Annotated in this window: 29 protein-coding genes; 6 read left to right on the forward strand and 23 right to left on the reverse strand. The window is 68.6% G+C overall.

All coding sequences use genetic code 11. The annotated features are described in order from the left end of the window. Positions 1 to 142 precede the first annotated feature (142 nt). A complete protein-coding gene (gene nucS / locus BM362_RS11775) occupies positions 143 to 802 on the reverse strand; it encodes an endonuclease NucS (protein ID WP_067593802.1) in 660 nt (219 codons plus the stop codon). 93 nt (positions 803 to 895) lie between these two features. Here nucS and BM362_RS11780 point away from each other — a divergent pair, with 93 nt between their 5' ends. Continuing rightward, complete coding sequence (locus tag BM362_RS11780) at positions 896 to 1435, forward strand: NUDIX domain-containing protein (RefSeq protein ID WP_067593805.1); 540 nt, start codon at positions 896 to 898, stop codon at positions 1433 to 1435. 75 nt (positions 1436 to 1510) lie between these two features. Here BM362_RS11780 and BM362_RS11785 read toward each other — a convergent pair whose 3' ends face one another. Together BM362_RS11785 and BM362_RS11790 are read right to left on the reverse strand one after the other, a co-directional pair. Further along, the gene (locus BM362_RS11785) at positions 1511 to 2284 is read right to left on the reverse strand and encodes an enoyl-CoA hydratase-related protein (protein ID WP_093573132.1); all 774 of its coding nucleotides are present in this window, start codon (positions 2282 to 2284) and stop codon (positions 1511 to 1513) included. Further along, the gene (locus tag BM362_RS11790) at positions 2257 to 3255 is read right to left on the reverse strand and encodes a GlxA family transcriptional regulator (protein ID WP_093573133.1); all 999 of its coding nucleotides are present in this window, start codon (positions 3253 to 3255) and stop codon (positions 2257 to 2259) included. The genes BM362_RS11785 and BM362_RS11790 overlap by 28 nt, the downstream gene beginning before the upstream one ends. Before the next feature lie 71 nt (positions 3256 to 3326). On the opposite strand from BM362_RS11790, the gene BM362_RS11795 reads away from it, so the two are divergent. Continuing rightward, positions 3327 to 3950, forward strand: coding sequence for a cysteine hydrolase family protein (locus tag BM362_RS11795; protein WP_093573134.1), 624 nt, complete (start codon positions 3327 to 3329; stop codon positions 3948 to 3950). Here the strand turns inward: BM362_RS11795 and BM362_RS11800 are convergent. The 3 genes from BM362_RS11800 to BM362_RS11810 are packed head-to-tail and all read right to left on the reverse strand — an operon-like array spanning position 3947 to position 6854. Then, positions 3947 to 5971 carry a protein meaA gene (locus BM362_RS11800; protein WP_093573135.1) on the reverse strand — a complete coding sequence of 675 codons (2025 nt, stop codon included), beginning with the start codon at positions 5969 to 5971 and terminating at the stop codon, positions 3947 to 3949. The genes BM362_RS11795 and BM362_RS11800 overlap by 4 nt on opposite strands. A 50-nt stretch (positions 5972 to 6021) precedes the next feature. Then, positions 6022 to 6339, reverse strand: coding sequence for a DUF6191 domain-containing protein (locus BM362_RS11805; protein ID WP_338080371.1), 318 nt, complete (start codon positions 6337 to 6339; stop codon positions 6022 to 6024). Between the two features lie 41 nt (positions 6340 to 6380). After that, the gene (locus tag BM362_RS11810; protein ID WP_093573136.1) at positions 6381 to 6854 is read right to left on the reverse strand and encodes a hypothetical protein; all 474 of its coding nucleotides are present in this window, start codon (positions 6852 to 6854) and stop codon (positions 6381 to 6383) included. Between the two features lie 114 nt (positions 6855 to 6968). On the opposite strand from BM362_RS11810, the gene BM362_RS11815 reads away from it, so the two are divergent. Further along, positions 6969 to 7598, forward strand: a complete 630-nt coding sequence (locus BM362_RS11815; protein ID WP_067593817.1) for a LysE family translocator — start codon at positions 6969 to 6971, stop codon at positions 7596 to 7598. A 42-nt stretch (positions 7599 to 7640) separates the two neighbouring features. Here the strand turns inward: BM362_RS11815 and BM362_RS11820 are convergent, their stop codons facing one another. Genes BM362_RS11820 through BM362_RS11830 form a run of 3 tightly spaced genes read right to left on the reverse strand, consistent with a single transcriptional unit; the run spans position 7641 to position 10022 of the window. Then, positions 7641 to 8831 carry an alpha/beta hydrolase family protein gene (locus BM362_RS11820; protein ID WP_093573137.1) on the reverse strand — a complete coding sequence of 397 codons (1191 nt, stop codon included), beginning with the start codon at positions 8829 to 8831 and terminating at the stop codon, positions 7641 to 7643. Beyond that, the gene (locus BM362_RS11825; protein WP_093573138.1) at positions 8828 to 9634 is read right to left on the reverse strand and encodes an NmrA family NAD(P)-binding protein; all 807 of its coding nucleotides are present in this window, start codon (positions 9632 to 9634) and stop codon (positions 8828 to 8830) included. Before BM362_RS11825 ends, BM362_RS11820 begins: the two co-directional genes overlap by 4 nt. Continuing rightward, positions 9627 to 10022, reverse strand: coding sequence for a nuclear transport factor 2 family protein (locus BM362_RS11830; RefSeq protein WP_067576356.1), 396 nt, complete (start codon positions 10020 to 10022; stop codon positions 9627 to 9629). Before BM362_RS11830 ends, BM362_RS11825 begins: the two co-directional genes overlap by 8 nt. 92 nt (positions 10023 to 10114) lie before the next feature. Between BM362_RS11830 and BM362_RS11835 the strand changes: the two genes are divergently transcribed. Then, on the forward strand, positions 10115 to 10708 hold the full coding sequence (locus tag BM362_RS11835) for a TetR/AcrR family transcriptional regulator (protein WP_093573139.1): 594 nt from the start codon (positions 10115 to 10117) through the stop codon (positions 10706 to 10708). 46 nt (positions 10709 to 10754) lie between these two features. Here BM362_RS11835 and murA read toward each other — a convergent pair whose 3' ends face one another. Then, entirely contained in the window at positions 10755 to 12029 is a 1275-nt protein-coding gene (gene murA, locus BM362_RS11840; protein ID WP_067576354.1) for a UDP-N-acetylglucosamine 1-carboxyvinyltransferase, read from the reverse strand. A gap of 61 nt (positions 12030 to 12090) precedes the next feature. Here murA and BM362_RS11845 point away from each other — a divergent pair, with 61 nt between their 5' ends. After that, positions 12091 to 12657 (forward strand): cob(I)yrinic acid a,c-diamide adenosyltransferase, encoded by a 567-nt coding sequence (locus BM362_RS11845; protein WP_093573140.1) that lies wholly within the window; start codon positions 12091 to 12093, stop codon positions 12655 to 12657. Then, complete coding sequence (locus BM362_RS11850; protein WP_093573141.1) at positions 12639 to 13685, forward strand: alpha/beta fold hydrolase; 1047 nt, start codon at positions 12639 to 12641, stop codon at positions 13683 to 13685. Before BM362_RS11845 ends, BM362_RS11850 begins: the two co-directional genes overlap by 19 nt. 13 nt (positions 13686 to 13698) lie before the next feature. Here the strand turns inward: BM362_RS11850 and BM362_RS11855 are convergent, their stop codons facing one another. The 13 genes from BM362_RS11855 to BM362_RS11915 all read right to left on the reverse strand — a co-directional run bounded on the left by BM362_RS11855 (position 13699) and on the right by BM362_RS11915 (position 25324). Beyond that, a complete protein-coding gene (locus BM362_RS11855) occupies positions 13699 to 14133 on the reverse strand; it encodes a DUF2550 domain-containing protein (RefSeq protein ID WP_037815359.1) in 435 nt (144 codons plus the stop codon). A gap of 27 nt (positions 14134 to 14160) precedes the next feature. Continuing rightward, positions 14161 to 14526, reverse strand: a complete 366-nt coding sequence (locus tag BM362_RS11860; RefSeq protein WP_009082582.1) for a F0F1 ATP synthase subunit epsilon — start codon at positions 14524 to 14526, stop codon at positions 14161 to 14163. Positions 14527 to 14640: 114 nt separating this feature from the next. Then, positions 14641 to 16068, reverse strand: a complete 1428-nt coding sequence (gene atpD, locus BM362_RS11865) for a F0F1 ATP synthase subunit beta (RefSeq protein WP_067576351.1) — start codon at positions 16066 to 16068, stop codon at positions 14641 to 14643. Further along, entirely contained in the window at positions 16068 to 17006 is a 939-nt protein-coding gene (locus tag BM362_RS11870) for a F0F1 ATP synthase subunit gamma (RefSeq protein ID WP_067576350.1), read from the reverse strand. The genes atpD and BM362_RS11870 overlap by 1 nt, the downstream gene beginning before the upstream one ends. Before the next feature lie 11 nt (positions 17007 to 17017). Beyond that, entirely contained in the window at positions 17018 to 18655 is a 1638-nt protein-coding gene (gene atpA / locus BM362_RS11875; protein WP_067576349.1) for a F0F1 ATP synthase subunit alpha, read from the reverse strand. 54 nt (positions 18656 to 18709) lie between these two features. Continuing rightward, the gene (locus BM362_RS11880; RefSeq protein WP_067576348.1) at positions 18710 to 19534 is read right to left on the reverse strand and encodes a F0F1 ATP synthase subunit delta; all 825 of its coding nucleotides are present in this window, start codon (positions 19532 to 19534) and stop codon (positions 18710 to 18712) included. Between the two features lie 6 nt (positions 19535 to 19540). After that, positions 19541 to 20089, reverse strand: coding sequence for a F0F1 ATP synthase subunit B (locus tag BM362_RS11885; protein ID WP_067576347.1), 549 nt, complete (start codon positions 20087 to 20089; stop codon positions 19541 to 19543). Between the two features lie 28 nt (positions 20090 to 20117). Continuing rightward, on the reverse strand, positions 20118 to 20372 hold the full coding sequence (locus BM362_RS11890) for an ATP synthase subunit c family protein (RefSeq protein WP_009082593.1): 255 nt from the start codon (positions 20370 to 20372) through the stop codon (positions 20118 to 20120). 58 nt (positions 20373 to 20430) lie between these two features. Beyond that, positions 20431 to 21216, reverse strand: a complete 786-nt coding sequence (gene atpB, locus BM362_RS11895; protein WP_067576346.1) for a F0F1 ATP synthase subunit A — start codon at positions 21214 to 21216, stop codon at positions 20431 to 20433. Between the two features lie 384 nt (positions 21217 to 21600). Continuing rightward, positions 21601 to 22080, reverse strand: a complete 480-nt coding sequence (locus BM362_RS11900) for a Cg1360 family ATP-synthase-associated protein (RefSeq protein WP_093573142.1) — start codon at positions 22078 to 22080, stop codon at positions 21601 to 21603. A 51-nt stretch (positions 22081 to 22131) separates the two neighbouring features. Next, positions 22132 to 23289, reverse strand: coding sequence for a glycosyltransferase family 4 protein (locus BM362_RS11905; protein ID WP_093573143.1), 1158 nt, complete (start codon positions 23287 to 23289; stop codon positions 22132 to 22134). 87 nt (positions 23290 to 23376) lie between these two features. After that, positions 23377 to 24027, reverse strand: coding sequence for an L-threonylcarbamoyladenylate synthase (locus tag BM362_RS11910; protein WP_067576345.1), 651 nt, complete (start codon positions 24025 to 24027; stop codon positions 23377 to 23379). Positions 24028 to 24127: 100 nt separating this feature from the next. Then, positions 24128 to 25324: a hypothetical protein gene (locus tag BM362_RS11915; protein WP_093573144.1), complete on the reverse strand. Its 1197-nt coding sequence runs from the start codon at positions 25322 to 25324 to the stop codon at positions 24128 to 24130. Positions 25325 to 25414: the final 90 nt, after the last annotated feature.

A 25414-nucleotide genomic window follows, 5' to 3' on the forward strand; every position in this document is an offset into this window, starting at 1 on the left:
TTCGGCAACGACGAACCCCGACACAGTCACGGGCTTGCGCGCCCACGGCTACGCCAGCCGCCGCGTCGACCCGCGGCGATCAGCTTGGTGCAACACCTGCGCGGATTAACTTTGGTCGTGACAAATTGTTGCGACTGGTCAATCAGAACAGCCGGAACTCGTCCGAATCCGTGCCGCGCAACGCGTCGTAGTCCAAGACGACGCAGCGGATCCCGCGGTCCTCGGCGAGGACGCGCGCCTGCGGCTTGATCACCTGCGCCGCGAACACGCCCTGCACCGGGGCCAGCAGCGGGTCGCGGTTGAGGAGTTCGAGGTACCGGGTCAGCTGCTCGACGCCGTCGATCTCGCCGCGGCGTTTGATCTCCACCGCGACCGAACCGCCGCTGGCGTCGCGGGCCATGATGTCGACCGGGCCGATCGCGGTCGGGTACTCGCGGCGGACCAGGGTGTAGCCGTCGCCGAGGGTTTTGATGTGCTCGGCGAGCAGTTCCTGCAAGTGCGCTTCGACGCCGTCCTTCTGCAGGCCCGGGTCGACGCCGAGGTCGTGCTTCAGGTCGTGCATGACCTCGTCGATGGTGATGACGAGTTTCTCGCCTGCCTTGTTCTGGACCGTCCAGACGTCCGGGTCCTCGATCAGCCAGCACGGCGGCGACATCCAGTTCAGCGGCTTGTAGGAGCCGCCGTCGGAGTGCACGAGCACCGAACCGTCGGCCTTCACCATCAGGACGCGGTTGGCCATCGGGAGATGCGCGGTCAGCCTGCCGACGTAGTCGACCTGGCACCGGGCGACGACGAGCCTCATCGGACCCGCCCCGCACGGAGCGGGCTGGCTTGCTGGGAAGGGAGCACGAGACGCACCCGCCGAGGGTAGGACAGGCTCGGCGATACTGGCGAGGTGGACCCCATTCAGCGTGTCGCGACCCGCGAGGTGTATCGGAACAACTGGATGACGGTGCGGGAGGACGCCATCCGCCGCGCCGACGGCAGCGACGGCATCTACGGCGTCGTCGACAAACCGACCTACGCACTGGTCATTCCCCTCGACGGCGACCGGCTGCACCTGGTCGAGCAGTTCCGCTATCCCCTCGGGATGCGGCGCTGGGAATTCCCGCAGGGCACCGCGCCCGATCTCGCCGAGACCCCGCCCGTCGAACTGGCCCAGCGGGAATTGCGGGAGGAGACCGGACTGCGGGCCTCGGCGTTCACGGAACTGGGGATGCTGGACGTCGCGCCCGGGCTGGCCAGCCAGCGCGGGCACGTGTACCTGGCGACCGGTCTCACCGAGGGCGCGCCGGAGCGGGAGCTGGAAGAACAGGACATGCGGACGGCGTGGTTCAGCCGGACGGAGGTGGAGAAGATGATCTCCACCGGGGAGATCTCGGACGCGCAGACGGTGGCGGCTTATACGTTGCTGCTGCTGCACGAACGCCGCTGACCGCCCGAGGCTTCTCGCCAGAAGTCCGTGCGGGTCACCCTGAGGGAATCTGATTCCCTCACCGACGATAGCTGGTCAATCCGTCCAGTCGGGTTTGCGCTTCTCCAGGAACGCCGCCATCCCCTCCCGCGCCCCCGGCAGCTGCGAAGCCGACGCCATCACCTCGACGGCGATCGCGTACGCGTCCGCTGCCGGGCGGTCCAGCTGCGCGTACAGGGTCTGCTTCCCCATCGCCTTGCTGGCCCGGCTGCCGCGGGTCGCGCGGCCGAGCAGGTCGGCGACCGCCTCGTCCAGGGAGTCGTCCGGGACTACGCGGTTGACCAGGCCCCAGTCCAGCGCCGTCGCCGCGTCGATCACGTCGCCGGTCAAGGCCAGTTCCATCAGGCGTTTCCGGCCGATCGCGCGCGCCACCGGCACCGCGGGCGTGTGGCAGAACCAGCCGCCCTTGCCGCCGGGCAGCGCGAATCCCGAGGACTCCGCCGCGACCGCCAGATCGCACGACGCCACCAGCTGGCACCCCGCGGCCGTCGCCAGGCCGTGCACCCGGGCGATCACCACCTGCGGCACCGATTCCATCGTCCGCATCAGCGTCGTGCACAGGGTGAGCAGCTCGCGCACCCCCATGAGGTCACGGGCGGCGACGTCGCCGAAGTCGTGCCCGGCGGAGAAGACCGGTCCCGCGGCGGCCAGCACGATGCCGGTCGCGTCGGACTCGCCCGCCTCGCCGAACGCGGCGAGCAACTCGCCGAGATGCTCGGCGGACAGCGAATTGCGCCGCGCCGCGCGGTTCATCGTGATGGTGACCGTGTCCCCGTCCCGCTTCACGAGGAGGTGCTCGTACTCGCCCATGCCCCGACCGTAACCCCGACCGGCGGGATGCGGAAAGTGCGCCGATACGAATCCGGCCCGGCCCCGACCTCCGCCCGCAGCCGGCGCCGCAGGTTCGCGGCGCTGCCGAGCCCCGCCCGCTCGGCCACCCGGGCGACCGGCAGATCCGTGGTCTCCAGCAGCCGCCGCGCGTGCCGCACCCGCTGGACGAGCAGCCACCGCCCAGGCGTGCTCCCCGTCGCGGCAGCGAACTCGCGATGAAAGGTCCGAGCACTCATCCCCGCGTGTTCGACCAGATCCGGCACCCCGATCTCGTCCGCGAGCCGAGTCAGTGCCCAGTCCATTGTGGACGCGATCCCTGGCCGGGAAGCGCTGGCGGGCAACGGAGCCTCCGCGTACTGCCGCTGCCCGCCTTCCCGGACCGGCGGCATCACCAGACGCCGGGCAAGCCGCGCGGCCACCTCCGCCCCATGATCACGACGCACCAGATGCAGGCAAAGATCAAGACCGCCAACGACACCCGCCGAGGTGAGCACCCCGTCCTGCTCGGTGTAGAGCACGTCGCGACGAAGGTCTGCGGCTGGCGCGGCCGTCGCGAGTGCGTCCAGGTCGCGCCAATGCGTGGTGGCGGGGCGGCCGTCGAGCAGCCCGGCGGCGGCGAGGGTGAAAGCTCCGGAGCACAGCCCGGCCACCGTCGAACCGGCGCGATGAGCGCGGCGAAGTGCGGCACGAGCGACGGCGGGCACTTCAGCCAGCGGATCGTCCCGACCCGGGGCAAGGACCAGATCGCAGTCGGCCAAGCCGGAAAGTCCATGCGTGGCGACGACTTCGCCGAACGGCGACACCCGCGTCCGCTCTCGCCCCGGTGCGCACACGCGCACCGCGAACGGACCGATACCGCTGTCAGTGCGGTCCTGAGCCCACACCTCCGCGATCACCGCGAGGTCGAACATCCGGCTGCCCGGCAGAAGCAGCACCCCGATCGTAGACATGGCAGAAAAGTATCGTATCGCGCATCTTGTGCCACTCCCCGCCGTGCGCTCCCCCGGACAGAATCGAGGCCATGACTACCGCATTGCTGCTGATCGACGTCCAGCGAGGATTCGACGACGCCGAGTTCTGGGGACCGCGCAACAACCCCGGCGCGGAAGCGAACATGAAGGCCCTGCTGCGAGCCTGGCAGGACCGGCGCGACCCGGTCGTGCTCGTGCACCACGATTCGACCACGCCCGGTTCGCCGCTGCGTCCCGGCCAGCCCGGCAACGACTTCACACCCGAACTCGACGGCGCCCGCCCGGACCTGCTCTTCGGCAAGAAAGTCAACTCCGCCTTCCTCGGCGACGTCGACCTGGACGCGTGGTTCAAGACCCGCGGCATCACCAGCTTCGTGCTGGCCGGAATCCAAACCAACTTCTGCTGCGAAACCACCGCACGCATGGGCGGGAACCTGGGCTACGAAGTCACTTTCGCCCTGGACGCCACCTTCACCTTCGATCTGGAAGGCCCGGACGGCACCACCATGACCGCCGACGAGCTGTATCGCGCGACCGCGACGAACCTCCATGGCGACGGTTTCGCGAAGATCAAGTCCACCAAGGAAATCCTCGCCACATTCCGTGAGGGGAACCCTGAGGGAATCAGAGTTCCGGAGGGTTCCCCTCACGACCCGCTGGTCTCGCCGGGCTAGCCCCCGCCCAACCCGTGCCGCTCCCGAACCAACTCCGCAATTCCAGCCATAATGTCCGTCAGCTCATAATCCTTGGGCGTGAACACCCGAGCAATCCCCCGCTCAGTCAACAGGGCAGCATCATCAGGAGGAATAATCCCACCCACAATAACCGGAATATCCCCGGCCCCAGCCGCCCGCAGGCCGTCGACCACCAGCGGCACGACCTCCAGATGCGACCCGGACAGCACCGACAGCCCGACGACGTGCACGCCTTCCTGCACCGCGGCCGCGACAATCTGGTCCGGGGTCAGCCGGATGCCCTGGTAGACCACCTCGAACCCGACGTCGCGGGCGCGCACCGCGACCTGCTCGGCACCGTTGGAATGCCCGTCCAGACCGGGTTTCCCGACGAGAATCCGCAGCCGCTCTCCCAGTTCGGTTTCGGTGCGGCGAACCAGTTCCCGGACGCGCTCCAGCTCCGGATCCCCCTGCCCGGCCGCCGAGGCCGCGGAAACGCCCGTCGGCGCCCGGTATTCCCCGAACACCTCGCGCAGCGCGCCCGACCATTCCCCGGTCGTCACGCCCGCTCGCGCACAGTCCACAGTGGCCTCGAACAGGTTGTCCGAAGTGGACGCTTTCGCCTTCAGCGCGGCGAGCGCCTCCGCCACCGCGGCGTTGTCCCGTTCCTCGCGCCACTTTTCCACCGAGGCGACCGCGGCCTTCTCCACCGCCGGATCAATGGTTTCGATCGCCTTGGCGCCCTCAGCCTGCAACGGCGACGGCTCAGTGGTCTCGAACTTGTTGACCCCCACCAAAACCCGCTCGCCGTTCTCCATCCCCCGCCGATACTCCGCGAGCGACGAAACCAGCTGCGACTTCATGTAGCCGCTCTCGACCGCAGCCACCGCGCCGCCAAGATCCTGCACCCGCGCGATCTCCTCGCGAGCCCCGGAAACAATCTCCTCGACCTTCGCCCGCACCACATGCGACCCGTCGAAAATATCCTCGTACTCCAGCAAATCCGTCTCGAACGCGAGCACCTGCTGCATCCGCAACGCCCACTGCTGATCCCACGGCCGGGGCAACCCCAGCGCCTCATTCCAAGCAGGCAGCTGAATCGCCCGAGCCCGCGAACCCCGCGACAACGACACTGCCAGCATCTCCAGCACAATCCGCTGGACGTTGTTCTCCGGCTGCGCCTCGGTCAGCCCGAGCGAGTTCACCTGCACCCCGTACCGCAGCCGGCGCGCCTTCGGGTTCTCGACGCCGTAGCGCTCGCGCGTCAGTTCGTCCCACAGCTGCGTGAACGCGCGCATCTTGCACATCTCTTCGACGAACCGGACGCCCGCGTTGACGAAGAACGAGATCCGCGCGACGACCTTCTCCATGTCGGCCTGGTCGACCTGGCCGGAGTCGCGCACCGCGTCCAGCACGGCGATCGCGGTGCACAGTGCGTACGCGACCTCCTGCGTCGGCGTCGCGCCCGCCTCCTGGAGGTGGTAGCTGCAGATGTTGATCGGATTCCACTTCGGCACGTGGTGCACGGTCCACGCGATCATGTCGGTGATCAGCCGGAGGCTCGGCCCCGGCGGGAAGATGTAGGTGCCGCGCGACAGGTACTCCTTGATGATGTCGTTCTGCGTGGTGCCGGTGAGCTTGGCCAGCACCTCGTCGACGTCGCGGCCCTGCGCCTCGGCCTGTTCGCGGGCCACCGAGACGTACAGCGCGAGCAGCCACATCGCGGGCGCGTTGATGGTCATCGAGGTGTTCGCCTCGGCCAGCGGGATGCCGTCGAACAGCTGCCGCATGTCGCCGATGTGCGACACCGGCACGCCCACCTTGCCGACCTCGCCGCGCGCGAGCACGTGGTCCGGGTCGTAGCCGGTCTGCGTCGGGAGATCGAAGGCGACCGACAGCCCGGTCTGCCCCTTGGCGAGATTCCGCCGGTACAGCTCGTTGGACGCGGCGGCGGACGAATGACCCGCGTAGGTGCGCATCACCCAGGGCCGGTCGCGCTCGTGGTCGGTGGGGTACGGCACGGTGCACCTCTCTTCGCCGAGACGACCGTCCGAGTGTACCCGCCGGTAACTTAATCGGCGGAGTGGATTCGGCCACGCCCGGGTGACGCGCCGGGCCGGACGACCACTACCCCGCGGTCGAGGTCGACGGTACCCAGCGGAGGCGCTCCCTGCGCGTCCTCCTCAAGCGTCATCTCCACCGAATCCCGGTGTTCGAGCTCATTGCGCTTGGTGCCGTAGAGGAACGCGGTGACCTCGTCGAGGTACGTCGAGGACAGCCGCGCCTTGAGCCGGGACGGCTTCTTCTTCCGGCGCAGCTCCCACCCGCCGACGATCAGCAGCGCGATGGTGGCGACCGGCAGCGAGAGACCCAGCAAGGTCAGCAGCATATTTCACCCAACGACCGGGGCACGCGGAGCGTTCCGGGCGATCAGCTCGGCGACGTGGGCCGGGTCGGCGATAGCCACCAGCTCAGGCAGCATCGGCAGGCCGACTGCTGCGCCCGGTACTTCTGGTCCCGGAGCCACTCGCTGAGGGTCGGATGGAAGTCGACGGTGCCAGTGCCGTCACGGTAGTCGTGCACTCGCGGCGTGCGAAGCTCGGTGAACCACGCCCAGCGAAACTCGACACCTGACGGCCGCTCGGCGACGAACACGATCCGGCGGTCGGTCACCAGATAAGTCAGGACGCCCACCAGGCTCTTGCGCTGCCGGTTCCGCTCTGTCCTCAGCCCGAGCGCCGTCCCCAGCAAAGCTAGGCACAGCACGAAGATCTCGAAATGCGCGCCGTATTTCGAACTGGCGACGACGCCGAGCGCAGCGAAGGCCGCCGTCCCTACGACGTAACCGTGAAGGTTCGACCGCCCGGACCAGAGCAGTTGTTCGCCTTCGGCCAGCGGGTACATGAGGCCCTCCTCGCTCCCGAAGAGTGCACGCCGTCCGGTTCGCCCGGTCGGCCGAAAGCACTGTGACGGAAATCCGCGAGACGTCGGCCGATCCGGGATCTACCGTGGTCAGACGTGACGTGGAGCGGGTACGGCAGTTATCTGGTGATCGTGGTCCTCATCGTGCTCGCGCCGGGGCCGGACACGATGGTGATGCTGAAGAACGCGCTGTCCGGCGGGGCGCGCGGCGGCTTGCTGGCGACGGCGGGCATCTTCGCCGGCAACGCGGTTCAGGGCACCGCGGCGGCGCTCGGACTGGGCGTCGTCATCGCCCGTTCGCAGCCGGTGTTCCTCACGCTCAAGTGGCTCGGCGCGGCGTACCTGCTGTACCTCGGCTTCCAGGCACTGCGCGGCGCGTGGCGCGGCAACTACGACGCAGTCGCCGACACTCAGCGCAAGCGCACCAGCGGCTTCCGGCGGTGGCGCGAAGGGTTCCTCTCGAACATCACGAACCCCAAGGTGCTGGTGCTGTACCTGTCGGTGCTGCCGCAGTTCCTCGACCCGGTGCGCACGACGACCTGGGACGCGCTGGTGCTCGCGTACACGGTCGCCGTGCTGGGCACGATCTGGCTGCTGGTCCTGCTGTTCTTCGTGCACCGGGTCCGCGCGTGGCTCAGCCGTCGCAAGGTCCGCCGCGCGCTGGACGGGGTGACCGGCACCGCACTGGTCGGGTTCGGCGCGGCGCTGGCCCTGGAATCCTCGTGAGTGTTTATCCCGGTGAGAGCCGGGATAAACACTCACGACCGCTCACAGCACGTCGTCCAGCCAGTCATAAATCCGCCCGCTCGCCAACCGCATGGCACCCACGTGGCAGTGGGCGTCCGCACCCTCCTCCGCGGTGAAGTTCAGCAGCTTCTTCGGGCCGCTGATCCGGTCGTACAGCTGCTGCGGCTGACCGGTGAAAAACAGGTCCTCCGGGGCGTCGCAGATCAGCGCCGGGCACGTGATGCGCTCGGCCACGCCGTCGTAGAGGTTGTATTCGAGGTACTTCGCGAGGAACTCGCGATCAGACGCGCCGCCCATCACGTAGCGGCCGTGGCCCAGTGCCCAGCGGACGGTCGGGCTCTGCTCCTTCGCCCCGGCTAGAAAGGCGTCCAGCTCAGGATCCTCCGGTGCGTTCGCGCGACGGACGATCTCGTCGCGGTCCCACGGGAGTTGCTGCACGAAAACCGCACCGGCGTCGAAGAGCCCGTCCACCGCGACGACAGCCGACAGCCGCGGTTCGAACGCGGCGGCGCGCGGCGCGAGCATTCCGCCGAGGCTCCAGCCGATCAGGGCGACCTTCTCCGGGATCACGCCGGGCAGAGCGAGGGCGTAGTCGAGCACCTGGCCGACGACGTGCTCCCAGTCCGGGCGGAACCGCATTCCGTCGCGGTGGACGGCGCTGGGCTGGCCGGGGCCGTCGAAGGTCAGCACGTGGTAGCCGCGTTCCTGCCCCGCAGTCGCGCCCATGAAGTGCAGGTCCTCGGCGCTGCCGTCGAAACCGTTGTGCACCACCAGAAGCGGCTTCGGACCGTCGCCGGGAGCGCGGTAGAAGTAGCCGCGCAAGACGTGGCCGTCGTAAGGGATTTCGATCCGTTCGACGTCGTCGATCGTCTCCACCGCGCGCTGGAAACACTCGACGTTGCGCTCGTAGGCGTAGTTGATTCGCGGGTCTTCCGGGTTGCCGTGCAAGAAGAACTCGGCACGGCGGTAGTACGTCGAGGCGCGCAGGTACGCGTCGCGCGCGCTGACCGGGTGCATGGTGGCCGCTTCGGCGTAGAGCCGCTCGGCACCGGCGAGCCACGCGTCGTGCCAGCTGTCGTAGTCACCGGACTTGATGTTCGACGCGATCGCGACGACCTCGCCGAAATCCGCGCCCCCGTACGCGGTCTCGCCAAGGGCGATCAGGGTTTCGAACCAGAATTGCGGGTCGTCTTCGAACAGCAGCGGCTTCATCGGATCTCCTCTTTCGCGAAGGTGCGGAAATCACGGGCGGGACGTCCGGCGACCCGCTCGACGGTGTCGGTCACGCGGTCCTCGGCGCCGCCGCGGATCGCCTCGTCCAGCAAGGCGAGCATTTCGGCGTACGACTCGGGGAGGCCGTCGCGGACCAGGAATTGCTGGTACTCACGGGTGGGAACCGGGGCGTGCACGACCGGATGCCCGAGCCGTTTCCCGACGATCTCGGCGGCCTCGGCGTAGCTGAGCGCGCGCGGACCGGTGATGAGGTGGTCGGTGTTGTGCGGTTCCGGGTCGAGCAGCGCGCGGACGGCTACCGCGGCGATGTCGCCCGCGTCCACGAACGCCACCCTGGCGTCGCCGGTCGCAGTCACGATCCGGCCCGCACGGGCGCTGTCGCCGAGCAGCTGCCCGGCGGTGAAATTCTGCATGAACCACGACGGCCGCAGCACCGCCCAGCCCGGCTGACGACGGACCAACCCGGGCAGCCCGCCCAGCACCGGGGTGTGTTCGTCCACGGCGGACGAACTGAGCAAGACCACCCGCGCGTCCGGCGCGTACTGAAGAAACTCCTTGACGAGCGGCTGCGGATCGGCCCCGACCGGCGCGATCAGGTAGACCGCCGAAACCCCGTCCAGCGCCGGACCGTACGTCGCGGGCTCGTCCCAGTCGAACCGGATCTGGCCTGGCTTGACGGGGTTACGAGTCGCGGCGCGCGGCCGTAGGCCAGCGGCTTCGAGCCCGCGCGCGACGCGGCTGCCGGTGGTGCCCGTCGAGCCGAGCACGAGGACGTCAGACACCCGGCACCCCGAGCACGTCGGTCACGGCGAGCGGGCTCCAGTAGTCGCGGTAGCGGCGGATCAGGCCGTCGCGGACAGTCAGCACCACGACATAGCGCAGGCGGTACGGCTTCTGGGTGGCGACCGCGATCCCGGCCAGCTCGAACTCCGCGATCGAGATCTCCGGATCGGTCGTCTGGTGCACGGTCTTCGCGACGATCTCGCGGTGGTCGAGCAGGTTCGGATAGTCGCGCAGGTACTCGGCCAGGGCCGCGCGGCCTTCGATGCGCTCAGGCCTGCCGGGCGCGGCGAACGGGAACTCGGTCACGGCGTCCTCGGCGAACAACTGCAGGAATCCGGCCATGTCGTGCTCGACCAGCAGGTCGAGCGCGTGATCGATGAGTGTCATCGAGCCCCTCCTCAGGAACGGACGAGACGGTATCGTCTCGACGTCAACGTACACGGGACGGGACCGTCTCGTCCACACGCTATGCTGACCGCATGACAACCCGCCGGACGCCGACCGGGGCTGCCGTTCTGCAGCCCGACGTCACGCACGCCATCACCGAAGCCGTGATCGACGAACTCGCCGAGGTCGGCTTCGGCAGGCTGTCGATGGAAGCGGTCGCGAAACGCGCGGGGGTCGGAAAAAGCGCGCTATACCGGCGCTGGCCGTCGAAAGACGAAATGATCGGCGCGGTCATCGCGGAATTCAGCGTGGCGCGCGCGGTGGATCCGGACACCGGCAGCCTGCGCGGCGATATCCGGGCCACGCTGGAAGCGCTCTGCGAATGGATCACGCATCCGCGGTTTTCGCGGATCTTCCCCGGGCTGATCGCGGAAGCCCGCCGCAACCCGGCAATGGCCGAATTCGCCCGCGAAACAATCGGCGAGCCGCGGCGGGCGATCAACCGGGCAGTGTTCACCAGGGCGATCGAGCGCGGGGAGATCCCGGCGGACACCGATCTCGAGCTGGCGCTGGATATGGGGGCGGGGATTGTTTACTGGCGGTTGATTGTGCGCGGGGTTCCGGCGGAGGAGGGGTATGTGGATCGGGTGACGGATGTGGTGGTGCGGGCGTTGAAATGCTCATGAGTGTTTGTGCCGGTTCTCACCGGCACAAACACTCACCAGCCATCGCTCAAGCCCGCTCCGGCTCCCCCGTCACCCGGTCGATCCGCGCGCCGAGCCGGTTCAGGTTCTCCACGAAATGCGGATACCCGCGGTCGATGTGGAACACGTCCCACACCTCGGTCACGCCGTCCGCGCACAGCCCGGCCAGCACCAGCCCGGCTCCCGCGCGGATGTCCGACGCCCATACCGGCGCGCTCGACAGCTTCTCCACGCCCCGGACCACCGCGTGGTGGCCGTCCGTGCGGGCGTCACCGGACAGCCGGATCATCTCTTCGATGAACCGGAACCGGGCCTCGTACACGTTTTCGGTGATCATCGACGTGCCCTCGGACACCGCCGACAGCGCGACCGCGAACGGCTGCAGGTCGGTGGCGAAACCGGGGTACGGCAGCGTCACCCAGTCGACCGCCTTCGGGCGTTCCGGCTGGACGACCCGGAAACCCTTGTCGTCGTAGGTGGTCACGTCCGCGCCGGCCAGGCGCAGCTTGTCCAGGATCAGGTCGAGGTGGTGCGGGTTCACGCCGCGCACGGTCAGGTCGCCGCGGGTCATCGCGGCGGCGAACGCCCAGGTCGCGCCGACGATGCGGTCGCCGATCACGCGGTGTTGGGTCGGGTGCAGCGTCTCGACGCCGTGGACGGTGAGCGTCGAGGTGCCCGCGCCCTCGATTTTCGCGCCCATCTCGGTCAGCATCGTGCAGATATCGGCGATTTCCGGCTCGCGGGCGGCGTTGTCGATCACCGTCGTGCCCTCGGCCAGCACGGCCGCCATCAGGATGTTCTCGGTCGCGCCGACGCTCGGGAAGTCCAGCCAGATCTGGGTGCCCACCAGCGTTTCGGCCTTCGCGACGACGCAGCCGTGCTCGATGGTGCTCGTCGCGCCGAGCTTGCGCAGGCCGTTCTGGTGCATGTCCAGCGGACGCTGGCCGATCGCATCGCCGCCGGGCAGCGCGACGACCGCCTGCTTCAGCCTGCCGACCAGCGGGCCCAGCACGCACACCGAGGCGCGCAGCTTGCCCATCGCCGCCGAATCGGCGCGATGCGACAGCTCCGCCGGCGTCGTGATGCGCGCCGTGTCGCCCTCGATCTCCACCTCGCAGCCGACGCTGCGCAGGACGTCGCCCATCAGCGGGACGTCCAGGATCTGCGGGCAGTTCGTGATGGTCGTGGTGCCTTCGGCCAGCAGTGCCGCGGCCATCAGTTTCAGCACGCTGTTCTTGGCGCCGACCACGTCGACCTCGCCGACCAGCCGGGCTCCGCCATGCACGTCGAAGTGCTCGCTCATGGCCGCCAATCATGCCCTCTCGCCCAGTTTTGCCCGAACCCGGGCCGGTAGAGTCGACCGTATGGTGGTTCGTATCAACCGGGTCTACACGAAGGTCGGCGACAGCGGCACGACCGCGCTCGGCGACGGTTCCCGGGTGCCCAAGACCTCGGCCCGGCTGTCCGCCTACGCCGACACCGACGAGGCCAATTCCGTGCTCGGCCTGGCGATCGCGCTCGGCGGGCTCACCGACGAGATCGCCGGCGTGCTGCGCCGGATCCAGAACGACCTGTTCGACGTCGGCGCGGACCTGTGCCTGCCGATCCAGAAAGACCCGCCGTACGAGCCGCTGCGCATCACCGAGGCGTATCTGGAACGGCTCGAAGGCTGGTGCGACGAGTTCAACGAGCGGCTGCCGAAGCTCACGTCGTTCATCCTTCCCGGCGGCACTCCGGGCGCGGCGTTCCTGCACCAGGCACGCACGGTCTCCCGACGCGCGGAGCGGTCCGCGTGGGCGTTGATGGAGGCCGAGCCGGACACGTCGAACCCGATCGCGGCCAAGTACCTGAACCGGCTTTCGGACCTGCTGTTCATCCTCGCCCGGCTGGCCAACCCCGAAGGTGACGTCCTGTGGCAGCCGGGCGGCTGATCGCGGCAGGCGGCTCTGTCCTGGCGGCGGCGGGCCTCGCGGCCGGCGGCTGGGCCGCGCGCAACCGCAAGATGTACGACTGGGCGCTGGCCCGCACCCGGCGAGCCGGATTCACCGAACACGACGTGGTGGTCAACGGCTCGAAACTGCACTACGCCCAAGGCCCGGCGGGCGACAAGCCGCCGCTGCTGCTGGTCCACGGCCAGGCTGTCGACTGGCAGAGCTACGCGTGCGTGCTGCCGGACCTGGCGCGGGACTTCACGGTCTACGCGGTCGACGTCCACGGGCACGGCCAGTCCGCGCGGACGCCGGAGAAGTACACGGCGACAGCGGCCGGCGCCGATCTGGCCCGGTTCGCCGAGCAGGTCATCGGCGCGCGGGTCGTCGTGTCCGGGCATTCGTCCGGCGGCCAGCTGGCGGCTTGGCTCGCCGGGAACCGGCCGGACCTGGTCCGGGCGGTCGTCCTGGAGGACCCGCCGCTGTTCACCACCCTGCTGCCGCGGGCGGAGAAAACCTGGAACTGGGTCGACCTCGCCTCGGCCTGCCACGCCTATCTGGAGTCCGGCGAAACCGACTGGGGTGCCTACCTCTTCGCGCACCAGAAGCTGTGGGACTTCTTCGGCGACGGCGCGGACCGCATCATCCGATCCGGGCTCAAGCGGCGGGAAAAGCATCCGGACCGGCCGATCACGGTGTTCTTCATGCCGCCGAGCTGGAACGACATGCAGCGCGCGATCGAGCTCTACGACCCGCGTTTCGGGGACGCGTTCTACACCGGTGCCTGGGATGCGGGCTTCGACCACGAGGCGACGCTGCGCAAGATCGAGGCACCGGCGATCCTCATCCACGCGAACTGGAAATACGGCGGGGACGGCGTCCTGCAAGGTGCGATCGACGCGAAGGACGCGCAGCGGATCGCCTCGCTGATCCACGACGTCGAGGTCGTGCGGGTGGACAGCGGGCACAACGTGCACGGGGAGAAACCCGCGCAGTTCACGGAAATCGTCCGCTCTGTCGCCATCGGCTGACAGGTGAACAGGGTTACGAAGCGCGCGGCAGCCGTCGTCCGGGCGGGGCCGATTCGAGCCACGACAGGAACCCGGTCAGCGCACCCGGTCCCATCGCGATCTCGATCGCCTCCTGGTCCGAGGACTCGCACCGCAGCACCGTCGAGCCCTCGGGCACCGCGTACGCCTCGGAACCGGACGGGTCCCGCCGGTCGGCGATCTGCATGCTTTCCCGCTGGAACACGCGATCCGGGCCGGTGCGCAGGCTCCACACGCGGTACCAGACGAACTTCTCGCCCTCGTACCGGCCGAGGCCGAGATGCCAGCTCGACCGCGGGCTGTCCGGACGCCACCGCAGCGCCACGCTGACGCCGCCGCCGCGGCGCATCCGGATCCACCGCTGGCCGTACCAGCCGACCACGACGACGAGCACGATCAGGAGCACTAGCACCACGACAGCGATCTGCACGGCCCGGCTCCTGCCCGTCTAGTCCGCTTAGACCGATTGCCCGGCCGCGCGGAGCTGGGCTGTCGCCCTCGTCCGCTCCGCCTCGTCGCCGGTGCTGAGGGCCGCCTTCGCGGCAGCCACGTCGATCTCGTCGGACAGCTCGGCGCTCTCCGCGAGCACGCTCACCCCGGTCGCGGTGACGGACAGGAATCCGCCGTGCACCGCGGCGGTCAGCACGTCGCCGTCCGTCGTGTTCACCTTCACCACGCCACCCTCGACGAGCTGGCCCAGCACCGGCTCGTGTCCGGGCATGATGCCGATCTCGCCCTCGGTGGTCTGCGCCACCACGAAGGTGGCGGTACCCGACCAGAGCCGGCGCTCGACGGCAACCAGCTCCACGGACATCTCAGCCACGTAGCACTCCTTCGCTCGGGGTGTCACCACCGAGTGTAATAGGTCTTGCTTCGGTTACGAGAACGGCGGGGGCTGATGTCCACAATGGACAGTGCCCCCGCCGGTCTCACGCACTCACTTGCCGGTGATCTCGTGGTACTTCTTTTCGAGGTCCTCGAGCCCGCCGATGCCCAGGAACGCCTGCTCCGGGTAGTGGTCGAAATCGCCCTTGGTGATGCGGTCGAACGACTCGATGGTCTCGGCCAGCGGCACCGTGGAGCCCGGGATCTGCGTGAAGGCCTCGGCCACCAGCATGTTCTGGGACAGGAACCGCTCGATCCGGCGCGCCCGCTGCACGGTCAGCTTGTCCTCTTCGGAAAGCTCGTCCATGCCGAGGATCGCGATGATGTCCTGCAGCTCCTTGTACTTCTGCAGGATCCGGATGACCTCGGAGGCGACGCGGTAGTGGTCCTCGCCGACGATCGCCGGGTCGAGGATCGTCGACGTCGACGCCAGCGGGTCCACCGCCGGGAAGATGCCCTTCTGGAACACCGACCGGGAAAGCTCGGTGGTGGCGTCCAGGTGGGCGAACGTCGCGGCCGGGGCCGGGTCGGTGTAGTCGTCCGCGGGAACGTAGATCGCCTGCATCGAGGTGATCGAACGGCCCCGGGTCGAGGTGATCCGCTCCTGCAGCTGGCCCATCTCATCGGCCAGCGTCGGCTGGTAGCCCACCGCCGAAGGCATGCGGCCCAGCAGGGTCGACACCTCGGAACCGGCCTGGGTGAACCGGAAGATGTTGTCGATGAACAGCAGCACGTCCTGGTTCTGGACGTCGCGGAAGTACTCCGCCATGGTCAGCGCGGACAGCGCGACGCGCATGCGCGTGCCCGGCGGCTCGTCCATCTGGCCGAACACGAGGGCGGTGTCGTTGATGACGCCGTCCTCGGACATCTCCAGGAAGAGGTCGTTGCCCTCACGGGTGCGCTCGCCGACGCCGGCGAACACCGACGTACCGCCGAAGTTCCGGGCGACGCGGGTGATCATTTCCTTGATCAGCACCGTCTTGCCCACGCCCGCGCCGCCGAACAGGCCGATCTTGCCGCCCTGCACGTACGGGGTCAGCAGGTCGACGACCTTCAGGCCGGTCTCCAGCATCTCCGTCTTGCCCTCAAGCTGGTCGAAGGGCGGCGGGTTGCGGTGGATGCCCCAGCGCTCGAGGTCCTCGCCGTAGCCGGGCTCGTCGAGGCACTCGCCGAGCGCGTTGTAGACGTGGCCCTTGACCTTGTCGCCCACCGGAACGGTGATCGGGCCGCCGGTGTCGGTGACCTCCGCGCCGCGGACGAGGCCGTCCTGGGGCTGCAGCGAAATGGTGCGCACGAGGTTGTCGCCGAGGTGAGCGGCCACCTCGAGGGTCACCGTCTTGCGCAGCTGCTCGAACTCGATGTCGACCTTGAGCGCGTTGAACTGGTCGGGAACGGAACCGCGCGGGAACTCGACGTCGACGACCGGCCCGGTCACCGAGACGATGCGCCCCTTGGCGCGCGGGGCTTCAGTACTGGTCATCAATCATCACTTCCTGCTGCGGTGAGCGCGTTCGCGCCACCGACGATTTCGGAGATCTCCTGGGTGATCTGCGCCTGCCGGGCCTGGTTCATCTCCCGCGTCAGCGTGTTCACCAGTTCGTTCGCGTTGTCCGACGCGGCCTTCATCGCCGTCCGGCGGGCGGCCAGTTCGGACGCCGCGGATTCGAGCAGCGCGGAGTACAGCCGGGTGTTGATGTACTTCGGCAGCAGCGCGGAGAGCAGCTTGTCGGCGCTGGGCTCGAACTCGTAGCTCGGCAGCAGACCGGCCGGCTTCTCGTCCTCGCCGTCGGAGTACTCGACTTCCAGCGGCGCGACGCGCTTGGCGACCGGGCGCTGCGTCAGCATCGACACGAACTCGGTGTAGACGACGTGGATCTCGTCCACGCCGGTGATGCCGTCGGCGTTGCCAGAGGCGTCGTCGACACCCGCGTTGAAGGACTGCACCAGCGTCTCCGCCGCCGCGACCGCGTCCGGGTAACCCGGCTGGTCGGAGAAGCCGGTCCAGCTGCCGGCCACCGCACGGTTGCGGAACCGGTAGTAGTTCAGGCCCTTGCTGCCGGTGGTGTAGACGTCGACCTCCTTGCCTTCCTTCTTCAGGAGGGCAAGCAGCTCTTCGGTCGCCTTCAGCACGTTGGAGTTGTAACCGCCGCACTGGCCCTTGTCACTGGTGACGACCAGGACGGCGGCGCGCTTCGGGTTCGGGCGCTCGACCAGCAGCGGGTGGTCGAGGTTGGCCGCCGCGCCGGCCAGCGCCGAGAGCACCTTGGTGATCTCGTCCGCGTACGGCCGGGAAGCGGCGACCTTCGCGCGCGCCTTGGTGATGCGCGCGGTGGCGATGAGTTCCATCGCCTTGGTGATCTTGCCGATCGACTTCGTCGCCTTGATGCGCGAGCGAAGCTCCCGCAGTTGTGCGGCCATGGGCTACCAGCTCACTTCTTCGGGGCGGGCTTGTTGACCTTGACGGTCTCCTGCCCGACCTTCTCGGCGGCCATCGCGTCGGCGTTCGACTCGAGCGGCTTGCCCTCGGAGGTGGTGAACTCCTTCTTGAACTCGTTCACCGCCGCGATCAGCGCGTCGCGGGTGTCGTCCTCGAACTTGCCGGTGTCGCGGATCGCGCCCAGCACCTCGGCGTGCTTGCGCCGCGCCGAGTCGAGGAACTCGAGGTTGAAGCGGCGCACGTCCTCGGTCGGGACCGAGTCGAAGTAGCCGTTCGTGCCCAGGTACACCGTGGCGACCTGCTCCTCGACCGGAACCGGCGAGTACTGCGGCTGCTTGAGCACCTCATACAGCCGGGCACCGCGCTCCAGCTGCGCCTTCGACGCGTCGTCCAGGTCCGAGGCGAAGGCGGCGAACGCCTCCAGCTCCCGGTACTGGGACAGGTCGATGCGCAGCGAGCCCGCGACGTTCTTCATCGCCTTGACCTGCGCGGCACCACCCACGCGGGAGACCGAGATACCCACGTCGATAGCCGGGCGCTGACCGGCGTTGAAGAGGTCCGACTGGAAGAAGCACTGGCCGTCGGTGATCGAAATGACGTTCGTCGGGATGTAGGCCGACACGTCGTTGGCCTTGGTCTCGATGATCGGCAGACCGGTCAGCGAGCCAGCGCCCAGCTCGTCCGAGAGCTTCGCGCAGCGCTCAAGGAGACGGGAGTGCAAGTAGAAGACGTCGCCGGGGAACGCCTCGCGGCCCGGCGGACGGCGCAGCAGCAGCGAGATCGCGCGGTAGGCGTCGGCCTGCTTGGTCAGGTCGTCGAACACGATCAGGACGTGCTTGCCCTCGTACATCCAGTGCTGGCCGATGGCCGAGCCGGTGTAGGGGGCGATCCACTTGAAGCCCGCCGAGTCCGACGCCGGGGCGGCGACGATGGTGGTGTACTCCATCGCGCCCGCGTCCTCGAGCGCCGACTTCACCGAGGCGATCGTGGAGCCCTTCTGGCCGACCGCGACGTAGATGCAGCGAACCTGCTTCTTCGGGTCGCCGGTCTCCCAGTTGGCCTTCTGGTTGATGATCGTGTCCACCGCGACCGCGGTCTTGCCGGTCTTGCGGTCGCCGATGATCAGCTGGCGCTGGCCGCGGCCGATCGGGGTCATCGCGTCGATCGCGGTGATGCCCGTCTGCAGCGGCTCGGCCACCGGCTGGCGCTCGACCACCGAGGCGGCCTTGAGCTCCAGCGCGCGGCGGCCGGTGGTCTCGATCTCGCCGAGGCCGTCGATGGCCTGGCCGAGCGGGTTGACGACCCGGCCGAGGTAGCCGTCGCCGACCGGCACCGAGAGGACCTGGCCGGTCCGCTTGACCTGCTGGCCTTCTTCGATGCTCTCGAAGTCGCCGAGGATCGCCGCGCCGATGGAACGCGCGTCCAGGTTCAGCGCCACGCCAAGGACGCCGCCCGGGAACTCGAGCAGCTCGTTGGCCATGGCCGAGGGCAGCCCTTCGACGTGGGCGATGCCGTCACCGGCGTCGGCGACGACGCCGACCTCTTCCCGCTCCACCGAAGGGGCGTAACTCGAGACGTAATTCTCGATCGCGTGGGCGATCTCGTCCGAGGAGATCGTCAGCTCCGCCATTTCGTTCCCGCTCTCGCTTCTGTTCTGTCCAGTGTGCAAAGTCTGTAGTGCCGCTCAGGCCCGGCTCAGCGTGCGGCGCACCGCCGCCAGCTGCCCGGAGGTGCTGCCGTCGATGACCTCGTCCCCGACGCGGACGACGAGGCCGCCGCCGAGTGCCGGGTCGATCTCGACGTGCAGCGCGATCGGCCGCCCGTAGATGCCGTCGAGCTTGGTCCCCAGCAGGGCCCGCTGCTCGTCGGTGAGCGCGTTCGCCGAGGTCACGTACGCGACCGAGCGCTCGCGCCGCTGCGCGGCCAGCGCGACCAGCTTGTCGAGCGCGTTGCCGATGCCGCGCCCTTTGGCGCGCTGCACGGCCTGCTCGACCAGGGTCTCGACGACCGCGTCGACCTTGCCCGCGAACAGCCCGCGGACCAGGGTCCGCTTCGCGTCGGCGGGAGCGCTCAGGTCAGACAGCGCCGCCTCGAGTTCCGGGGCGCCCGCGACGATCCGCGCGACCTGGAACAGCTGAGACTCGACGGTTTCGATGTTCCCGGCTTTCTCGGCGGCGGTGAGCAGCGCCGAACGGCCGGCCGACTCGAGCCCGTCCACCAGCTCGCGGGGACTGGACCAGCGGCTGCCCGCCACGGTGTCGAGCACCTTCAGGGCCTGCTCGCTCAGCTTTCCGTCGAACAGGCGGCGGACCAGGCCCTGGCGGCTCTCCGGAGCGACCGAAGAATCGCCGACCGCGCGGCGCAGGCCGATTTCGCGGTCGAGGAGGTCGACGACCGAGAGCAGCTCGTCCCCGACCTTCGCGGGTTCGGCGCCCGCTCCGGCCAGCACCTCGCCGAGCGAACGCTCGGCGAGGTCGAGCGCTTCACGGCTCGCAGCATGCAGCGTCATCTCTGGTTACTTCCCCGCTCCGTTGGTGGCCCCGGCGGTGTCCAGCTCCGCGAGGAACCGGTCGACGGTGCCGCGACGGCGCGCCTCGTCCTCGAGCGACTCGCCGACGATGCGGCCGGCCAGCTCGACCGCGTTGCGGCCCATTTCGGCCCGCAGCTCGGCGACGATCTGCGCCTTCTGCGCCTGCAGCTGCGCGTGGCCCTGCGCCACGATCCGCTGGGATTCGGACTCCGCCTGCTCCCGCAGCTCCGCCTTGATCTGCTCGGCTTCGAGCCGGGCGTCGTCGCGGATCTTCGCGGCTTCGGAACGGGCGTCCGCCAGCTGCGCCTTGTACTCCGACAGCGCCTTCTCGGCCTCTGCCTGAGCCTTCTCGGCCCTCTCGATCCCGCCTTCGATCTTCTGCGCCCGCTCCTCGTACGCCTTCTCGAAACGAGGGACGACGTACTTCTTGAGGATGAACAGCAGGATCAGGAAGGCGACGATGCCGAGGATCACTTCCGGCCACGCCGGAACGATCGGGTTCTCTGATGCGAGTACCGCTTCGGTCTTCAGCACAACGTCTCCTTACGCGAGAGCGGACGACTCAGGCGGAGGCGATGAAGTAGATGACGATACCGATCAGGGCCAGCACCTCGGTGAGCACGAAGGTGGCGTAACCGATGCCCTGGAGCTTGCTCTGGGCCTCCGGCTGACGGGCGGTGCCGTTGATCACCGCGGCGAAGATCAGGCCCACACCGATGCCCGGGCCGATCGCGCCCAGGCCGTAGCCGATCGCGGCGAGGCCCTTGTTGAGGTTGATGGTCTCGGCGGCGGCCTGGGCCAGAACGATGTTGCTCACGTGCGTTTCCCTTCACTTCGGTCCGCGCACTCACGCGGATCGGGGTCTTGAGGTGTTCTCAGTGCTCCGACGCCAGCGCGGCGCCGATGTACCCCGCGGACAGCAGGGCGAAGATGTACGCCTGGAGGCACTGGATGAACGCCTCCAGGAACGTCAGGCCGATGGCGAAGATCCACGCCACCAGCGACACCGGCTTCAGCGCGATGCTCGAGGTCTCGGTCAGCAGGAAGGTGCCGCCGAGGGTGAAGACCGCCAGGATCAGGTGTCCCGCGAACATGGCCGCGAAAACACGGATGGCGAGCGTGAGCGGGTTCAGGAAGAACTTCTCCGCGAACTCGATCAGCGCGTACAGCGGCAGCACCGGGCCGGGGACGCCGGCCGGAGCGAGTTCCTTCTTGAAGTACCCGCCGAGGCCGTGCTTCTTGATCCCGACGTAGTGGTACATCGGGTAGACCACGAGCACCGACAACGCGATCGGGAACCCGAACCGCGCCATGGTGGGGAACTGCAGGAACGGGATGACCCCGTAGAGGTTGTTCAGCAGGATGAAGGTGAACAACGCGAAGATCACCGGCACGAAGCGCTGGAAGTCCTTCGAGCCGATCTGCTCGCGGGCGATGTTGTTGCGCGCGAAGTCGTAGATGCCCTCGGCCACGAACTGGCCTTTGGTCGGGACCGTCTTCAGCTTGCGCGTCGCCAGCAGGAAGTACCCCGCGATGATGATCACCGAGAGCACCACCAGAAGCATCGGCTTCGTGACGAAGCCGAACAACGGCGGCAGCTCAAAGCTTTCGGCGCCAGGGGGCGCGAAGGTCGCACCCTCGGTCAGTACCAGCGCGGCCACTGGGCTCCTCCCGGTTCTCCCGGCCGGCGTTCACTCCGCCGGGGGAATCGTCACGATCTGGACTTAACGTACCCGATACTCATCGGGACGCCGGAGGCGGCGGTACCCACCGTGCGCGGAGCCAGTCAGCCGGTCCGCGCACGAGGGAGGTCTCGCGTGAACACTGCCCTGCGGTCTACTTCGGACCAGCTGCTGAGAAGGCGGAACCATCCGGTCGCCACACTGCTGATCGCGGTTCGTCGTCGGGAGTGCGCGGCCGAGGCCGCCACCCATGACGCGGACCATACCAGCAGGTCAATCACTGCCGTACAGGCGTACTCCTTACCAGCCGAATGGTCCAGGACCTAGGTCCCGGACCCGGCGGGGACCCTTGTCCCGAACCCGTCAATTCGAAGCGGGAATGATGGTCGGGATACGCGCTTTGCGGAATGCCGCGAACTCCACGGCGGCCGCCACGAGAATGGCGACGATCATCGTGATCCCGAGCGAAAGCGGGTGCAGCACGGTGACGCCCTTGAGCAGAGTGAGCGCGAGGAACAGCAGGATGACCTTCGCCGCGTAACCGCCGAGAGCGATGAGCATCACCAGAGACGGGTCCTGTCCGGCGGATACCTTCATCATGCCCAGCGTGGACAGCGAGGCGACCATCGCCAGCACGCCGCCGACCAACGCCCCGAGGAAGCCGTGCAGTCCGTTGAGGACGGTGAAAAGCACAATGCAGACCAGGATGAACGGCGGGGTGAACAGCAGCGAGGCGCGCGTCATCGAGCGCGCGAGCTGACGCACCGGAGCGGCGTGCGGGTTCTCCGGAGCTGTGGCCTGAGCCGGTGCCTGGGACGTCTCGGGCGTCTCGGTGTCGCTCACTGCAATCGCTCCTCGTTCGGTTCGACCCGCCAGTATAGACCGCCCGCGGACTCAGATGCCGTGGCGGTGGCGGGAACGCAGTCGCGGCACCAGCGAAACCAGCACCGCGACCACCAGCGCGGCGCCAATCGCCCAGAACACCACCGGGCTGTCGAAAATCGTGATGGAGACCGCTCCGAACGAGAGAATTCCGGCCCACAAATAGATCAGCAGCACCGCGCGGCGTTGCGAATGGCCGATTTCCAGCAGCCGGTGGTGCAGATGCATTTTGTCGGCGGCGAACGGGCTCTGCCCGCGCCGGGTGCGCCGGACGACGGCCATCACGAGGTCGAGCACCGGCACGAAAAGCACGGCCACGACGACGACCAGCGGGGACAGCAGGGCGAGCGCGTCCGAGGCGGAGAACCGGGTGTAGTTGACCCGTCCGCTCGCCGAGGTGGTGGCCCCGGCGAGCATCAGCCCGATCATCATCGATCCGGAGTCGCCCATGAAAATTCTGGCGGGCTGGAAGTTGTACGGAAGGAAACCGAGACAGGCCCCGGCGAGCGCGGCGGCGATGAGCGCGGGCGGGTACGAGCCGAAGTCGCCGCCCGCGTTGTCGAGAAGGCCGAGCGAGAACACGCAGGTGGCCGTCGCGGCGATGAAGCCGAGCCCGCCGGCCAGCCCGTCGAGGCCGTCGACGAAGTTCATCGCGTTGACCATCACCACGACCATGACGACGGTCAGCAGCGCGCCCTGGTTCTTGTCCAGCACCAGCACCGAGCCGATGGAATCGCCGTTGCCGCCCCACGGCACCCAGAACGACACCCACTGCACGCCGAAGATGACGAGGATCCCGGCGCACATGACCTGCCCGGCGAGCTTCGTCCAGGCGTCCAGCTCGAACCGGTCGTCCAGGATGCCGATGAGCGAGATGACGCCCGCCGCGAGCAGCACGCCGACCGCGTCGTAGGAGACGTCGAACCCGTGGCTGAGGGCGGGCAGCTGGTGCGCGAGGCCCATCGCCGCGGCGATCCCGAGGTAGATGCCGACGCCGCCCATCCGCGGGATCGGCTTGACGTGCACGTCGCGCGCGCGAGGGTTGGCGATCGCGCCGATCCGGATGGCCACGCGCCGCACGACGCCGGTCAGCAGATAGGTCACCGCGGTCGCGGTCAGCGCGACGAGCAGGTACTCCCGGATCGGGAGAAGTCCTTGGACTACAGGCATGTGTCACGCCCGCCGGGAGGTCGGAGTCACCGGCTCACGCTACCGCGCCCGCGTGCGGCCCCGGTGAACGGCAGTCACTTCCCCGGCTCAGTCCAGCGTCTCCTCGGCGACGCCGATCACCTCGGCGATGGCGGCCTTGGCGACCGCGCCCTCGCGCAGCACGAGCGGCTGGTCGCCGGTCAGGTCCACGATGGACGACGCCACCGTTTCCCCGCTCGACCCGCCGTCGAGATACACCGACACCGAATCGCCGAGCTGCTCCTGAGCGTCCTCGACGGTCGAAGCGGGCGAACGCCCGGAAACGTTCGCGCTCGACACCGCCATCGGGCCGACGTCGCGCAGCAGCTCGAGCGCGACCGGATGCAGCGGCATCCGCAGCATCACCGTGCCGCGGGAGTTGCCGAGATTCCATTGCAGGCTCGGCGCGTGCGGCAGCACGATCGACAGATCGCCCGGCCAGAACGCCTCGATCAGCGCCCGCGCCTGCGGCGGGACGCCGAGCACCAGACCGTCCACAGTGGACCACGAACCGACGAGAACGCCGACCGGCATGTCCGGGCCGCGGTTCTTCGCCCGCAGCAACGCCTGGACGGCGCCGGAGTCGAACGCGTCGGCTCCGATGCCGTACACCGTGTCCGTCGGCAGGACGACCAGCCGGCTCGACCGCACCGCGGCGGCCGCCGCGGACAGGCCTTCGGCTCGGGATTCGCGCTTGCCGCAGTCGTAGACCGCACTCATGCCGGGAAGCCTATCCCCCGGCGCCCCTGGCAGGCGCTGCCGAGGTACGTGAGGGGAATCTGATTCCCTCCGGGTTCCCCGCACGTACCTCGCCGAGCGGTCAGGCGCCGTAGGTGGCCTGCTTCACCGCGAACACGTTGCGATTCCCCTTGCCCTCCTGCAGCGACCACAGCAGATCCGCGGCCTTCGGGTCCTCCCAGTACGAGATGCTCTCCCCGCTGCTCACCCAGGCGTGCGTAGCCGGGCCCGCGGCCGGGGTCCAGTAGTACAACTGCTTCGCCGCGGAGGAGTTGAACCACCAGCGGCCGTTGTGGGAGGCGACGCCGTTGAGGTTGTACCAGGGCAGCTTCAGCGCCTGGCTCGCCGTCGTGGAGGCGGCGAACGTCGTCGCTCCCGAGGCGAACGGGAAGCGCACCGCCCGGGGCGGGCGGTTCGGGTAGTCCTTGCAGTCGGCCTTGCAGGTGTACTCGGTCATCACGATCGACTTGCTGACGCGGTCCAGCGAGATGCTCGACCAGGCCAGGTTCGTGCCGGACGTGGTGTGCGCGGCGACCGTGCCCACCTGCGGCAGGACGTAGCGGTAGTTGTGCGCGTAGTACTGGCCGCCGGACTGGCCGATCTGGCCCGCCGTTCCGCCCGGGTTGACCTCAAGGATCTTGCGCATGTCGAAGACCCGCATGCCGCCGCCGGTGTCGGCGACGTACAGGTAGTCGCCGTACCAGGAGACGCCGCCGGCGTGGATCGGGATGTCCTGGTAGTTCGGCGAAGCGTTCGTGCCGGTCGGTTCGACGAGCAGGATCTTGCGGTACTTGTTCGGGTACGTCGCGTCCCAGTCGGCGAGCGTGATCCGGCTGCGGACCTGTTTGCCGCCGCATTTGTCGCGCGTGTACCAGCTGACCGCGACGAGCTGGTGCCCGTCGTAGTTGCCGCCGTTGTCGCCGCCGACCGCGTCGCGGCTGGTGGTGATGCCCTGCGGGTAGTTCGTGCAGTCGCCGTTGTCGCCGTCGTCGAACCGGAAACCGCCGGTGAGCCCGGCCGGTTTGAAGCTCGACGGCAGGGCTTTGCGGTCGTGGTTCGCGGTGGCCATGACGGTGTGCACCGGCGCGGTGTGCAGCTTCGCCGCGAGACCGGAGTAGACCGCGTCGTACTTGTGGTAATCCGAGGTCAGCGTGTATTCGCCGGCCGGAAGGGTGGTCGGTCCGGCCGCGGCGGACGCGCTGGTGGCGCTCGCGGTGAGCGCACTGGCGGCGATGAGCACAGCGCCGCAGCCGGCCGTGATGCGATGACGCAAGAACATGACTCCCCCAGAAGTCTGATTGTTCGGCCGCCCCAAGGTAGGGGGTCGCTCGATTGAGGGCAACCCGGGCGAAAGGCGCCATCCGCCGTG

The sequence above is a fragment of the Amycolatopsis rubida genome (assembly GCF_900115345.1).
Taxonomy (GTDB): domain Bacteria; phylum Actinomycetota; class Actinomycetes; order Mycobacteriales; family Pseudonocardiaceae; genus Amycolatopsis; species Amycolatopsis rubida.